This is a genomic window from Tomitella gaofuii (assembly GCF_014126825.1).
GTDB lineage: Bacteria > Actinomycetota > Actinomycetes > Mycobacteriales > Mycobacteriaceae > Tomitella > Tomitella gaofuii.
Genome location: NZ_CP059900.1, coordinates 2,289,321 through 2,303,266 on the forward strand (window position 1 = coordinate 2,289,321; position 13,946 = coordinate 2,303,266).

At 73.2% G+C, this 13,946-nt stretch carries 10 protein-coding genes; 2 read left to right on the forward strand and 8 right to left on the reverse strand.

Translation table 11 applies throughout. From position 1 onward, the window contains the following. Positions 1-5: 5 nt before the first annotated feature. The 8 genes from H4F70_RS10730 to aspS form a co-directional block, all read right to left on the reverse strand. On the reverse strand, positions 6-467 hold the full coding sequence (locus H4F70_RS10730) for an A24 family peptidase (RefSeq protein ID WP_235681044.1): 462 nt from the start codon (positions 465-467) through the stop codon (positions 6-8). Positions 468-723: 256 nt separating this feature from the next. Next, complete coding sequence (locus H4F70_RS10735; protein ID WP_235681045.1) at positions 724-1,557, reverse strand: shikimate dehydrogenase; 834 nt, start codon at positions 1,555-1,557, stop codon at positions 724-726. After that, entirely contained in the window at positions 1,547-2,959 is a 1,413-nt protein-coding gene (gene mltG / locus H4F70_RS20555) for an endolytic transglycosylase MltG (protein WP_235681046.1), read from the reverse strand. The genes H4F70_RS10735 and mltG overlap by 11 nt, the downstream gene beginning before the upstream one ends. Beyond that, positions 2,956-3,489, reverse strand: a complete 534-nt coding sequence (gene ruvX / locus H4F70_RS10740) for a Holliday junction resolvase RuvX (RefSeq protein WP_235681047.1) — start codon at positions 3,487-3,489, stop codon at positions 2,956-2,958. The genes mltG and ruvX overlap by 4 nt, the downstream gene beginning before the upstream one ends. 4 nt (positions 3,490-3,493) lie before the next feature. Then, on the reverse strand, positions 3,494-6,157 hold the full coding sequence (gene alaS / locus H4F70_RS10745; protein WP_182357180.1) for an alanine--tRNA ligase: 2,664 nt from the start codon (positions 6,155-6,157) through the stop codon (positions 3,494-3,496). Positions 6,158-6,314: 157 nt separating this feature from the next. Further along, positions 6,315-7,661, reverse strand: a complete 1,347-nt coding sequence (locus tag H4F70_RS10750) for a replication-associated recombination protein A (RefSeq protein WP_182360335.1) — start codon at positions 7,659-7,661, stop codon at positions 6,315-6,317. Positions 7,662-7,738: 77 nt separating this feature from the next. Continuing rightward, a complete protein-coding gene (locus H4F70_RS10755; RefSeq protein WP_235681048.1) occupies positions 7,739-8,872 on the reverse strand; it encodes a protein kinase family protein in 1,134 nt (377 codons plus the stop codon). 223 nt (positions 8,873-9,095) lie between these two features. Further along, positions 9,096-10,937, reverse strand: coding sequence for an aspartate--tRNA ligase (aspS, locus tag H4F70_RS10760; RefSeq protein ID WP_182360336.1), 1,842 nt, complete (start codon positions 10,935-10,937; stop codon positions 9,096-9,098). A gap of 225 nt (positions 10,938-11,162) precedes the next feature. Here aspS and H4F70_RS10765 point away from each other — a divergent pair, with 225 nt between their 5' ends. Both H4F70_RS10765 and H4F70_RS10770 read left to right on the forward strand, forming a co-directional pair. Beyond that, a complete protein-coding gene (locus tag H4F70_RS10765) occupies positions 11,163-12,089 on the forward strand; it encodes an MOSC domain-containing protein (RefSeq protein WP_182357182.1) in 927 nt (308 codons plus the stop codon). Positions 12,090-12,390: 301 nt separating this feature from the next. Next, positions 12,391-13,908, forward strand: coding sequence for an MFS transporter (locus H4F70_RS10770; RefSeq protein WP_182357183.1), 1,518 nt, complete (start codon positions 12,391-12,393; stop codon positions 13,906-13,908). The last annotated feature ends 38 nt before the right edge of the window (positions 13,909-13,946 follow it).

Here is a 13,946-nt window from a genome sequence, read left to right on the forward strand (position 1 = left end):
TCCCCTCATCCGGCCACAAGCAGGGCCGCCAGCGATGCGGCGCACATCGACGGCCCGTGCGGCCACGCCGCCGCGCGGGACCGGCCGGGCGCGGCGAGCCCGCACAGCGCGGTGAACACCAGCGCACCGGCCGCGGCGCCGAGCCAGGCCCCGCCGCCGCCGAGCGCGCTGGCCGCCCCGAGTCCCGCGGCGAGCTTCACGTCGCCCGCGCCCATCGCCGCGGGCCGCAGCAGGTGCAGGAAGAGGTATGCCCCGGACAGCAGCGCCGCGCCCCACAGCGCGGCCGCCGCGTGCCCCGCGGCGGCCGCGACCGCGAGGATCGCCGCCGCACCCGGGAGGGTGAGAACGTCGGGCAGGCGCATGCTCCGCAGATCGATGACGCCGAGGAGCGTGCACCACGCGGTGAGCGCGAGCGCCCCGAGCGCCGCGGGCACCCCGCCCGCACCGGCGCAGCGGCAGGTCAGCACAGCCCCGATCAGGCATACCGCCGCCGCATACACGCCTGCTCCCCGCCCATCCGGGCGCCGGGCCCGCGGTCTGCCGTCCCAGTGCTGTTCGCAAGGCCCCATGGGCCGCCCGCATCCCCCCATGGCCGCCAGCGTGCCCGATGCGTGCGCCGCCCGCCCGCGCCGGCGCCCGGGCGACCAGGGGCGATGCAGAAACCTGTGGACAGTCGGGACGTGTCCACAGCCCGCCGCACGCCCGGGCGGCCGAGGATCTGATTCAGGCCAGCGCGGCGGCCATCGCCGCGCGTGGCGCGGGCCGGCCGGTGAACTGCTCCACCTGGCCGTAAGCCTGCCCGAGCAGCATCGTCAGCCCGCCCACCACGGCGCCCCCGCGGTCGAGGACGGCGCGGGCGGCCGACGTCGGCCACGGGTGGTAGGCGACGTCGAGGAACCGCCGGGCGGCGGCCAGCGCGTCCCCGTGCGCGGCGGCCGCGTCGCCGGGCAGGGTGCTGATCACGGCGGGGGCCTGCGCGCACGCCTCGGCGAAGCGCACCGTCCCGAGCGCCACCACGTGCGGGACGAGCCCGGCGCGGCGCGCGCACGCGGCCGCACCGGTCGCCCGCGCCGTGTCCCGCACCGCGAGGATCACTGCGCCGGCGCCGCGGTCGGCGAGGGCGACGAGGGCGGGCCGCGCGGTGCCGCCCGCGCCGAGGATCACCGCCGGGGCGGAGCCCGCCAGTGTGTCGCCGCGCGGGACGTCGAGCGCGTCGAGCGCCGCGGCCACGCCGTCGATGTCGGTGCAGTCCGCCCGCCACCCGGCCGGCACCCGGACGAGCGTGTTGGCGGCGCCCACGAGCTCCGCCCGCGCGGTGCGCTCGGCGGCGACGGCGAGCGCGGCGAACTTGCCCGGCATGGTCACCGAGAGCCCCACCCATTCCGGGCCGAGCGCGCCCACCAGGCCGGGCAGCGCCTCCGCATCGCACTCGACGCGGTCGTAGGTCCAACCGTCCAGGCCGAGCGCGCGGTACGCCGCCAGGTGCAGCTGCGGGGAGCGCGAATGGGCGATGGGGCTGCCCAGCACGCCCGCCTTGCGCGGCAGGTCACCGTCCACTGTCGAGCACCCCCGCGGCCTGGGCCTTCTCGATGTTGGCCAGGTGCTCGTCGTAGCTTTCGGTGAACAGCGTGGTGCCGTCCTTGCTGACCGTCGCGAAGTACAGCCAGTCGCCCGGGGCGGGGTTCTCCGCCGCGTGCAGCGCCTTCTCGCCCGGTGCGGAGATGGGTGTCGCCGGCAGCCCCTCCATCGCATAGGTGTTCCACGGCGTCCTGCGCGCGCGGTCGGCATCGGTGGTCGCCACCTCCTGCCTGTCCAGCGCATAGTTGACCGTGGAGTCGAACTGCAGCATCTGCCCCTTGGCCAGGCGGTTGAGGATCACCCGCGCCACCTTGGGGTAGTCGTCCGGCGGCGCCTCGCGTTCGATGAGCGAGGCCGCGACGAGCGTGTCGTAGGGGCTCAGCCCGGTGCGGGTGCCGGCGTCGGAGATCCCGCCCGCCTCGAACGCGGCGGCCGACTCGGTGAACATCGTGCGCAGCACCGCGGCGGCGTCGTCGGTCGGGTTGAAGTTCCAGCTGCCCGCCATGATCAGCCCCTCGTAGCGGCGCCGCGGATCCTGCACCTCCCGCACCCGGTCGATGGCCCACGACGGGACGCCCATCTGCGCCGGGTCGGAGGCCGCGAGCGCCTGGGAGAGCTGGTCGACGGTGATGCAGTCGCGGGAACCGTGGTCGTCCATGCAGCTGGCGTTGGAGATGAGGCGGAGGATGCCGGGCGTGGTGTTGCCCTGCACGGTGGTGATGTCGGCCAACTGCCGACCCTCGGGGATGATCACCGAGCCCACGCGCGCCCACGGCGTGGTCATCAGATCGACGGCGGAAGCGGCGGACATCTCGGTCTTCACCTGGTAATAGCCGGGGTGGATGGTGCTCATCTCGGCGTTGCCCTCCGCCGCGTCGAGGAACGCCTGCGCGCTCTTGACCACGCCCCGGTTGTAGAGGGTGTTGGCGATCGCGGTGGTGCTGTCCCCGGACGCGACCTCGACGACGACGCCCTCATCGCCGGTGCCGGTGTAGTCCGGCGGGCCGCCGAAGAACGAGTCCCACAGCGCTTTGCCCCCGATGACCGCGACGACGAGCAGTGCCGCGAGCCCCAACAACGCGAACACGGTGCTCCGCCTCCTGCGCCGTTGCGCAGCCTGCCCGGCGCGGCGCTGCGCGTGCCGGCGGGGAGTCCGGTCGCTGCGCCGGCGCGGAGGCCTGCCCCCGCTTCCGCTCCGGCCGTCGGCGGCTCCCCCGCCGTCGGCCTCTCCGCCGCCGTCCGGTGCGCCGCCGATGTACCGGGGCGCCACTCGGTGGCGAGGCCACACGTACTCACCCCGGTGCCGGTGGTGCGATCCGGGCGCCCCCGCGTCGCCGTCCGTGCGCGGGTCGTCCGCCCCGTTGGGGTGGTGGTCCGTCACAGGCCGTCCTCCACATCGTCCGTTTCGTCGCCGTCCGATCGCGCGGCCCGACGTTGCTCCGCAGGATGACCTTCCGTCGCGGCCTTGGCCCGCTCGAGCCAATCCTGCAGGATCGCGACGGCCGCGGCCTGGTCGATCACCGACCGGCCGCGCCGCGTGTCCACGCCGCTGCTGTGCAGGGCCTGCTGCGCGGTGACGGTGCTGAACCTCTCGTCGGCGAACAGTACCGGCACCGGGGCGACGGCGGCCTCGAGGACACGCGTGAACGCGCGCACCGTCGCGGTGGCCTTGCCCTCGGTGCCGCGGAGCGTGCGGGGAAGCCCCACGATCACCTCGACGGCCTCGTACTCGTCCACCAGTGCGGCGATGCGGCGGACGTCGGGCGACTGCGCGTGGCTCTTCTTGGCGCGCGGCACCGTTTCGACGGGCGTGGCGAGGATCCCGTCGGGGTCGCAGGACGCCACGCCGATGCGCACCGCGCCGACGTCCACGGCGAGCCGCCTGCCGCGCCGCCAGGCCGCGGCGGGCACCGGGTCAGCGATCGGTCAGCTCCCCGCGCAGCGCGGCCACCGCCGCGTCGATGCCGCCGGGGTCGGTGCCCGCCCCCTGCGCCAGGTCGGGCTTGCCGCCGCCGCGACCGCCGATCGCCGGGGCGAAGGTCTTCACCAGGTCGCCGGCCTTGATCCCGGCGTCGCGTGCCGCACCCGAGGTGGCGACGACGAACGGGACCTTGCCGTCGCCGCCGTCGCCGAAGAGCACCACCACCGAGGCGGCGTCGCCGAGCCGCCCGCGCACGTCGCCCGCGAGCGCGCGCAGCTCGCCCCCGGCCACTCCGGCGGGCGCCTTCGTCGCCACCAGGAGCACCGGGCCCACCCGCACGGCCGTGTCCGCAAGCGGGCCGGCGGACGCGGCCAGCGAGGCGCTCTTGGACTTCTCCACCTCGCGTTCGGCGGTCTTGAGCCGGTCGATGAGGTTCTCCACCCGGCCGGGCACGTCCTCGGACGGCACCTTGAGCAGCGTGGCCACGCCCTGCAGCAGGGCGCGCTCGCGCGCCAGGTGCTTCATCGACTCGGTGCCCACGAACGCTTCGATGCGCCGCACGCCCGAACCGACCGACGACTCGCCGAGCACCGTGATGGGGCCGATCTGTGAGGAATGCGCCACGTGGGTGCCGCCGCACAGCTCCATCGAGAACGGGCCGCCGATCTCCACCACCCGGACCGCGTCGCCGTAGTTCTCGCCGAACAGGGCCATCGCCCCCATCTCCTTCGCCTTGTCCAGCGAGGTCTCGATGGTGTTGACGGTGTGGTCGGCGCCGACGGCCGCGTTGGAGACGTCCTCGATCTCCTGGCGGGTCTGCTCGCTGAGCCCGCCCTGCCAGTGGAAGTCGAAGCGCAGGTAGCCGGGCTTGTTGAGCGAGCCGGCCTGGACGGCGTTGGGGCCGAGCACCTGCCGCAGCGCACCGTGCACCATGTGGGTGCCGGAGTGCCCCTGGGTGGCACCGTGGCGCCAGGACGCGTCCACCTGTGCCAGCACGGCGTCGCCCTCGGTGACCTGGCCGCGGTCGACGGTCACCTTGTGCACCCAGAGCGTCTTGGCGATCTTCTGCACGTCGTCGACGAGGAGCCGGGTGCCGTCGGCGGTGATCACGCCGGCGTCGGCGATCTGGCCGCCGGACTCCGCATACAGCGGGCTGCGGTCGAGGATCACCTCGACCTTCTCGCCCGCCGCGGCCGTGGGCACGCGCACGCCGTCGCGGACGAGGGCGAGCACGGTCGCCTCGGTGTTGAGTTCGTCGAACCCGGTGAACTCGGTGGGATGCCCGTCCACCAGCTCGCGGTACACCGTCAGGTCCGCGTGCGCGTGCTTGCGCGCCTGGGCGTCGGCCTTGGCGCGCGCCCGCTGCTCGGCCATGAGCTCGGCGAACCCGTCGCGGTCCACCGCCAGCCCGGCCTCGGCCGCCATCTCCAGGGTCAGGTCGATGGGGAAGCCGTAGGTGTCGTGCAGGGTGAACGCGTCGGCCCCGCCGATGCGCGACGAGCCCTGCGCCTTGGTCTGCCGGGCCACGTCCTCGAAGAGCTTGGAGCCGGATGCGAGCGTGCCCAGGAACGCCGTCTCCTCGCCCACCGCGACGTTGCGCACGCGCTCGTAGTCGGTGTCGAGCTGCGGGTAGGACGGCGCCATGGCCACGCGCACCGTGTCGATGAACGCGCGCATGGTCGGCTGCTGCGCGCCGAGCAGCCGCGCCGCACGCACGATGCGGCGCAGCAGGCGACGCAGCACGTAGCCGCGGCCGTCGTTGCCCGGGTTGACCCCGTCGAGGATGAGCATCGCCGCGGTGCGGGCGTGGTCGGCGATCACGCGGAACCGCACGTCCGACGCGTCGTCCGAGCCGTACTCGCGGCCGGTGAGCTCCTGGGCCTTGTCGATGACGGGGCGCAGCAGGTCCGTCTCGTAGACGTTCTCGACGCCCTGCAGCAGGAAGGCGACGCGCTCGACGCCCATGCCGGTGTCGATGTTCTTGCGCGGCAGCGGGCCCAGGATCTCGTAGTCGTCCTTGCTGGTGCCCTCGCCGCGCTCGTTCTGCATGAACACGAGGTTCCAGATCTCGATGTAGCGGTCCTCGTCCGCCTCGGGCCCGCCCTCGCGGCCGTAGGCGGGGCCGCGGTCGTAGAAGATCTCCGAGCACGGCCCGCACGGGCCGGGGATGCCCATCGACCAGTAGTTGTCCGTCATACCGCGGCGCTGGATCCGCTCGGCGGGCAGGCCCACCTCGTCGCGCCAGATGCCGAACGCCTCGTCGTCGTCCAGATAGACGGTGGCCCACAGCCGCTCGGGGTCGAAGCCGAAGCCGCCCTCCTCGCGCGGCCCCGTGAGCAGCGTCCACGCGAAGGTGATCGCCTCGCGCTTGAAGTAGTCGCCGAACGAGAAGTTGCCGGCCATCTGGAAGAAGGTGTTGTGCCGGGTGGTGATGCCCACCTCCTCGATGTCGAGGGTGCGCACGCACTTCTGGATGGACGTGGCCCGGCCGTACGGGGCGGTCTGCTGGCCCAGGAAGTACGGGACGAACGGCACCATGCCCGCGTTGACGAACAGCAGGTTCGGATCATCGAGGATCAGCGACGCGCTGGCGACCTCGGTGTGACCGTTCTTCACATAGTGGTCGAGGAAGCGCTTGCGAATCTCGTGGGTCTGCACCTGGAATCCTTCGAATCTGCCGGTTGTCTCGTGCTGCTGCCGCCGTGCGCCCGCGTCGGCCGACAGGGCGGCCGCGGGCCGGATCCAGCTTACCGCCCGGTCTTCCGGCGCCACGCCGGTGCACGCGGCGGTCCGCGGCGGCCGCCGTCGCCGCCGGTCAGCGGCCCCGCACGATCCGGCGGAGCTTGGGCAGCCGGTCGCGGAGCTCCCGCTCGGCGCCGTGCGCGGTCGGTTCGTAGTAGTCGACGTCCACCAGTTCGTCCGGCGGGTACTGCTGCGCCACCACCGCCGACGGCGCGTCGTGCGGGTACCGGTAGCCGACGGCGTTGCCGAGGCCCTGGGCCCCCTTGTAGTGGCCGTCGCGCAGGTGCGGCGGCACCATGCCGGCCTTGCCGCGCGTGACGTCCGCCATCGCCTGGGAGATGGCGGCGTTGACGGCGCCGGACTTGGGGGCGGACGCCAGGTGGATGGTCGCCTGCGCCAGCGCCAGGCGCGCCTCGGGGAGCCCCACCAGTTGGACCACCTGCGCGGCCGCCGTCGCCGCCTGCAGGGCCGTCGGGTCCGCCATCCCCACGTCCTCGCTGGCGTGGATCATGAGGCGGCGGGCGATGAAGCGCGGGTCCTCCCCCGCGACGATCATCCGCGCCAGGTAGTGCAGCGCGGCGTCCACGTCGGAGCCGCGGATGGACTTGATGAACGCGCTGATGACGTCGTAGTGCTGATCCCCGTCGCGGTCGTAGCGCACGGCCGCGCGGTCCACCGCCGATTCGACGGTCGCCAGGTCCACGGGGACGGGCCCGTCGGCCGCGCCCGCGCGGGTCACGGCGACGTCGGCCGCCGCCTCCAGGGTGGTGAGCGCGCGGCGCGCGTCCCCGCCCGCCAGTGCGACGAGATGCTCGACGGCGTCTTCGTCGAGGGAGAGGGCGCCCGCATAACCGCGCTCGTCGTCGACCGCGCGCCGCACCAGGGCGGCCACATCCGCTGCGGTCAGCGGCTGCAACTGCAGCACCAGCGAACGGGACAGCAGCGGGGAGACCACGGAGAACGAGGGGTTCTCCGTGGTGGCGGCCACGAGCAGCACGATGCGGTTCTCCACTGCCGACAGCAGGGCGTCCTGTTGGGTTTTGGAGAACCGGTGGACCTCGTCGATGAACAGCACCGTCTGGGTGCCGTGCACCGCGCGCCGCCGCGCGGCGTCGATGATCGCGCGGACCTCCTTGACCCCGGCCGACAGCGCCGAGAGCGACTCGAACCGGCGCCCGGTGCTCGACGAGATCAGCGAGGCCAGCGTGGTCTTGCCGGTGCCGGGCGGCCCGTAGAGGATCACCGAGCTCGCGCCGGCGCCCTCGACCAGGCGGCGCAGCGGCGCCCCGGTGTCCAGCAGGTGCTGCTGCCCCAGCACCTCGTCGAGGGTGCGCGGCCGCATCCGCACGGCGAGCGGCGCGCTGTGATCCGGCTCCGGCGGGCGCGGTCCGGAGTCGTCGCCCGCCGCCGGCCGGCCCATGGATCGGTCGTCGTCGTCGAAAAGCGCGGGGGCCTCGCCGCCGTGGTCGTCGTCCCCGCGCCGCCCGCTGCGGCCGGTCACTCTTCGAGAGCCCCCAGCACCGCCCGGGCATGGTCGCCGACGGCGTTGTCGCCGAGCTTGTCGGCGAACGCCGCCAGGACCGACCAGCGCCGGCGCAGCGCGGTCCGCCGGCCCACCGCGAGCTCGTGCTGACGCAGCCACACCTCGGCGTCCTCGTCGACGTGCACGTCCGCGCCGGTGTCGTCCAAGAACAGCCACGTGCTCAGCCACAGCCACACGAGCATCGCCGCCAGCAGCCGCGAATACAGCACCGAATCGTCCCGCAGCTGCGGGAAGACGGAGACCACCTCCGCGCGCCAGGCCTCCACCATCTCCTCGACCTGGTCCTGGCTGAGCTCCAGCGCGCACAGGCACGTGGGGAACGATGCGAGGGCGTAGCTGATGTCGAGGGTGGCGTCGCGGAAGCCGCCCCACTCGTAGTCGAGGAACTTCACCCCGCCCTCGTTGACGAGGATGTTGTCGGGGCACAGGTCCGCGGTGCTGAACGCCCGGAACCGGCCGCCGTCGAACAGCTCGCGGCCGCGGGCGGCCGTGGCCCGCACGTCCTCGGGCACGGCGACGGCGAGGATGTCCTGCAGCATCGACGGGACCTCGTCCACGGCGCGGGCCGCCTGCGCGTTGAGCGGGTGCGCCTCGTCGACGCCCGGGGTGCGGTGCAGCAGCGTGGTGTAGTCGTCCTCGCGGCCGTAGGTGTTCGAGTGCATGCGTCCCAGAGACTGCGCCAGCGCCATCAGTGAATGCGTGACCTCCGCAGCGTCGCGCCGCGCGAGCAGCTCGCCCATCGCGGGGGCATCGCCGAGGTCCGAGAGCACCAGCAGACGCGCGTCGAGGTCGTAGGCGACGAGTTCCGGGCCCGGCCGGTGCGCGCCGGACAGCGAGTTGCAGAACTGGTAGGACACGGCCTCGCGCCGGAAGGACTCGTCTATCTGGCCGTCGGCCAGCTGTCGGTTTCCGCCGAGCACCTGTTTGAGCACGAGCGTGCGCGGCAGTGAGAACGGATTCTCCGCCACCCGCACGCGCAGCACGACGGTGTCCCCGCCGCCGCCGAGGTCCGTCGCGTCCACCAGCCGTACTGCGGCGCCGGTGCGCCGCTTGAGCAGCTCCTGGGCCGCCTCCACCACCTCGTCCACGGGGTCAGGCCATCCATCCCGAATGCGGTCTACGATTGTCGCGGTCATCACATCCCAAACTACCCGGCCGCAGCGGCCGGGCACCTATCAAATCTAGTCGGCGCGGGTCACGAATCGGTACCGAACGCGTTCCGTCGTCGTCGCGCCTGCGACGCTACCCCGGAATCGGGTCCTGCGCGCCCTTCCGCCGCCGCGGAGGGGCGCGCCCCTCCGCGGCACAGGGTCATGCTCCGGCGCCCGCCTCCGCGTCGGCCTCGCTGTCCGAATCAGTGGCCGTATCCGAGCCGCGGGCCGCGTCGTCGTCCGACTCCGGCTCGTGGTCGATGCCGGACTCGGCACGCTGCTCGGGCGTGATTGGCGCGGGGGCGTCCGTGAGCGGATCCACCCCGCCGCCGGACTTGGGGAACGCGATGACCTCGCGGATCGAGTCGACGCCGGCGAGCAGCGCCGTGATCCGGTCCCAGCCGAAGGCGATGCCGCCGTGCGGCGGGGCGCCGTAGGAGAAGGCGTCGAGCAGGAAGCCGAACTTCTCGCGGGCCTCCTCCTCGCCGATGCCCATCACCGCGAACACCCGCTCCTGGACGTCCTTGCGGTGGATGCGGATGGACCCGCCGCCGATCTCGTTGCCGTTGCACACGATGTCGTAGGCGTAGGCCAGCGCCGAGCCCGGATCGGTGTCGAAGGTGTCGAGGAACTCGGGCTTGGGCGAGGTGAACGCGTGGTGCACCGCGGTCCAGGAGCTGTGGCCCAGCGCCACATCGCCCTCGGCTGCCGCGTCGGAGGCGGGCTCGAACAGCGGGGCGTCGACCACCCACACGAACGCCCACGCGTCCGGATCGATGAGGTCGAGCTTGCGGGCGATCTCGCCGCGGGCGGCGCCCAGCAGTGCGCGCATCGGCTTGGTGGCGCCGGCGGCGAAGAAGATGCAGTCGCCCGGCTTCGCCCCCACATGCGCGGCCAGCCCGGCGCGTTCGTCCTCGGTGATGTTCTTGGCCACGGGGCCGCCCAGCGTCCCGTCCTCCTGCACGAGCACGTAGGCCAGGCCTTTGGCGCCGCGCTGCTTGGCCCACTCCTGCCAGGCGTCGAGCTGGCGTCGCGGCTGCGACGCGCCGCCCGGCATCACGACGGCGCCCACGTACTCCGACTGGAACACCCGGAAGGTGGTGTCCTTGAAGTAGTCGGCGCACTCGACGAGCTCGATGTCGAAGCGCAGGTCCGGCTTGTCCGACCCGTACCGACGCATGGACTCGGCGTAGGTGAGGCGCGGGAACGGGGCGTCGAGCGCGATTCCCTGGACCGACCACAGCGCGGTGAGGATCTGCTCGGCCAGCGAGATCACGTCCTCCTGGTCGACGAAGCTCATCTCGACGTCGAGCTGGGTGAACTCGGGCTGGCGGTCGGCGCGGAAGTCCTCGTCGCGGTAGCACCGGGCGATCTGGTAGTACCGCTCCATGCCCGCCACCATGAGAAGCTGCTTGAACAGCTGCGGGCTCTGCGGCAGCGCGTAGAAGGTGCCGGGGCGCAGCCGGGCGGGCACCAGGAAGTCGCGGGCGCCCTCCGGAGTGGAGCGCGTCATGGTGGGCGTTTCGATCTCGACGAAGTCGTGGACTTCAAGCACCCGGCGGGCCGCGGCGTTGACCTTGGAGCGCAGGCGCAGCGCCGCCCCCGGGCCCTCGCGGCGCAGGTCCAGGTACCGGTAGCGCAGCCGCGCCTCCTCGCCCGGGTTGTCGTCGAGCTGGAACGGCAGTGCGGCCGACTCGGAGAGCACTTCGAGCTCCGTCGCGTTGACCTCGATGGCCCCGGTGGGGAGCTCCGGATTCTCGTTGCCCTCGGGGCGGATCTCCACCGCGCCGGTGACCTTCACGCAGAACTCCGAGCGCAGCCGGTGCGCCGCGTCCGCCACCGCGCTCTCGCGGAACACCACCTGGGCCACGCCCGAGGCGTCGCGCAGGTCGATGAAGATCACGCCGCCGTGGTCACGGCGACGCGCCACCCAGCCGGTGAGCGTGACGGTCGAATCGGCGTGCTCGGCTCGCAGGGAACCGGCCTCGTGGGTGCGCAGCACTGCTGTCCTCTCCATGGTGATTCCACTCCGCGGGTGGCGCCGGGTCACGCCACGCGGTGCCGATCCTACGGAGCCCCCCGCCGCCGGGCGTGCGCGGGCCGAGCACGCCCGGCGCCCCCGCGACGGCGGTGAGATCCGGAACACGCCGGCGCCCCGCGGGTGGATACGGTGCGCGCAGCGGGCACAGGCGATGCCGACGCACGGTCAGGACGGAGATCAGCACACATGGGTTCGACGGCGGAGCATATGCGGGTCAGCGGGATCTGGCGGTATCCGGTGAAATCGCTCGGCGGCGAGCCGCTCACCCGGGCCCGGGTGGGCACGGACGGGCTCGCCGGCGACCACCAGTGGGCCGTCGTCGACGAGTCCACCGGCACCGTCGCCAGCGCCAAGCGCACCCGGGTGTGGGGCTCGCTGCTGCAGTGCACCGCCCGCCTGGATCCGGACGCCGCGGACGCGGCCGACCACGCCGATCCGGCGGCGCTGATCATCACCACGCCCGACGGCGTCGCCTCGGCCGGCGACGATCCTGCCACCCTCGCCCGGCTTTCCGCGCTGTGCGGCCGCCCGCTCCGGCTCCAGTCCGCCTCGACCGCCGACGCGGACAGCATGACCATGGAGATGGAATGGGCGCCCGAGACGCAGGCGGGCATGGAGGAGGCCATCGCATACTCCTCGGCCCGCGCCGTGCAGGACGCCGGGTCCGCCGTCCCCGTCGGCGCGGTCCCCACCGGCGGCGGCCGCGGCCGCTCTTACGACCTCGCCCCCGTGCACCTGCTCACCACGTCGAGCGTGCGCAGGCTGATCGACGACGACACGCCGATCCGGGCGGCCGTACGACGGTTCCGGCCCAACATCGTCGTCGGCGGGGACGACTGGGACGACGGCTACGTGGAGGACGCGTGGCTCGCCGGGGCGCTCGAAGTCGGCGCGGCGGGGCTCGCCCCGACGATCCCGGTCGGCCGGTGCGTGATGGTGACCCTGCAGCACGGGGCCGTCGCCCGCGACAGGACGACGCTCCGGCGGATCGCCGCGCGGCACCGGATGGACGTCGGCTACGGCACCGCCGCCGCCCCCGCGTTGGGGATCTACGCCGATGTGGACCGGCCGGCCGCAGTGCGCGTGGGCGATGTCGTGCGCGTCCAGGGATGAGGGCCGGGCCGCGGTGGTGACCGCAGTGCGCAGGTGACCACTCGCGCGCCGTGCGGCGCGAAGATCCACCGGCGCGCCACAGAATGTCCCCTGAAATCCATAGGCCGTACCGGTGGGTGGGACCCGCCTGGCACGGATCACCTTCGGCGCGCATCGTGGCGCCTGCCGCTTGTGCGGCCGCCCCCGTCCCCCGCCCGTCGGCGCCGCCTCCGCCGCACCCTCCCGACCGGCTGGCCGCGGCAGTGCCGGCCAGGCGTCAGGGCCGGCGAGGTGTCCGACGATCCCCGCAAGGAGTCCCACGATGACGACCGCTCCGCCGACGCCCGCCCCGGACGCCCCGGACGGCGGCTGGACTCCGCGCCTGGGGTTCTCGCTGCTGTCGATGGTGCTCATCCTCGAGCTGCTCAGCGCCAGCTACCTCATGATCTCGATGGCGCTGCCGACCATCTCCCAGCACTATGAGACCGATCAGACCGCCTGGATGATGACCGGGTTCCTGCTGGTGGGAGCGGTGAGCGCCCCGCTGCTGGGCAAGGCCGCGGACATGGTGGGCAAGCGGAAGGTGCTGCTGGCGTGCGTCGCGGTGGCGACGGTCGGCTTCCTCGTCTCGGCGGTGGCGCCCACCTACGGGATCATGATCGTGGGCCGCGCCCTAGGCGGCTTCCTCATCCCGCCGCTGTTCCTCACCTATTCGCTGATCCGCGACGTCTTCCCGCAGCGGACCGTCGCGCTGGCGGTGAGCATCTCCACGGCCGGAATGGGCCTGGTCGCCATCCCCACCCCGTTCCTCGCCGGCTGGCTCATCGACGACTTCGGCTGGCGCAGCATGTTCTGGTTCTGCACGATCATCCTCGCGGTGATGGGCGTGCTCGTCCGGATCAGCACCCCGGAGACCCCCGTGCGCATCCGGTCGCACATCGACATCACCGGCGCGGTGCTCATCGGCGGCGGGCTCGCCGGCATCCTTCTGGGCGTGAGCTTCGGGCCCACCTGGGGCTGGTCCGCGCCGGGCACGCTCGTCGCGCTCGTCGGCGGAGTGGTGCTGCTGGCCGCGTGGCTGGTCTCCGCGTCGAAGATCCCCGAGCCGCTGGTCCGCCTGTCGCTGCTGCGGCGCCGGTCCGTGTTGCTCATCGTCGTCTCGGCCGGCTGCATCTACGGCGTGAGCACGCTGTTCAGCACCATCCTGCCGTACGTCGTGATGATGTCGGACAAGCTGGGCCTGGGCTACGGGTTCGGCGTCGACCACGAGGGGTTCGCCGTCTTCCAGGTGCCCACCGGCGGTATGACGATGGTCGGCGGACTCATCGTCGGCTTCCTCGTCGGCCGCGGCACCCGGCCCCGCCTGACGATGGCGGCCGGCATGCTCGTCGCCGGGGTGGGCGCCGCGCTGTCCGGCATCAACCTCGCGAGCGAGCCGTACCTGCTGGTGTGCGCGGGCCTGGTGGGCCTGGGCATGGGCCTCGCCTACGCGTCGATCCCCAACCTGCTCATCGAGGCCGTCGCCCCGCAGCTGCAGGCCTCCACCGCGAGCATCGTCGCGGCCGTGCAGAGCGTGTTCCCCGGCATCCTGTCGGTGATCATGTTCACCGTCCTCAACGGCTCGTTCAAGGCGGATCTGCCGGCGGAGATCACCCAGGGCGCCGCGTTCTACACCTCGCAGGGCTGGACGGTCGCGTTCCTGATGACGGCGGCGGTGGCCCTGGCAGGCCTGGTCGCGGCCGTGCTGCTGCCGAAGAGGTTCGCCCAGGCGACGGCGGAGGGCCCTGCCGAGGCGGGTGCGCCGGCTCCCGCCGAGGAGGCCGTGGCCGCGGGGGCCTGACCACGGGGCGCCCTCAGCCGAAACCACCACGGCGCGGC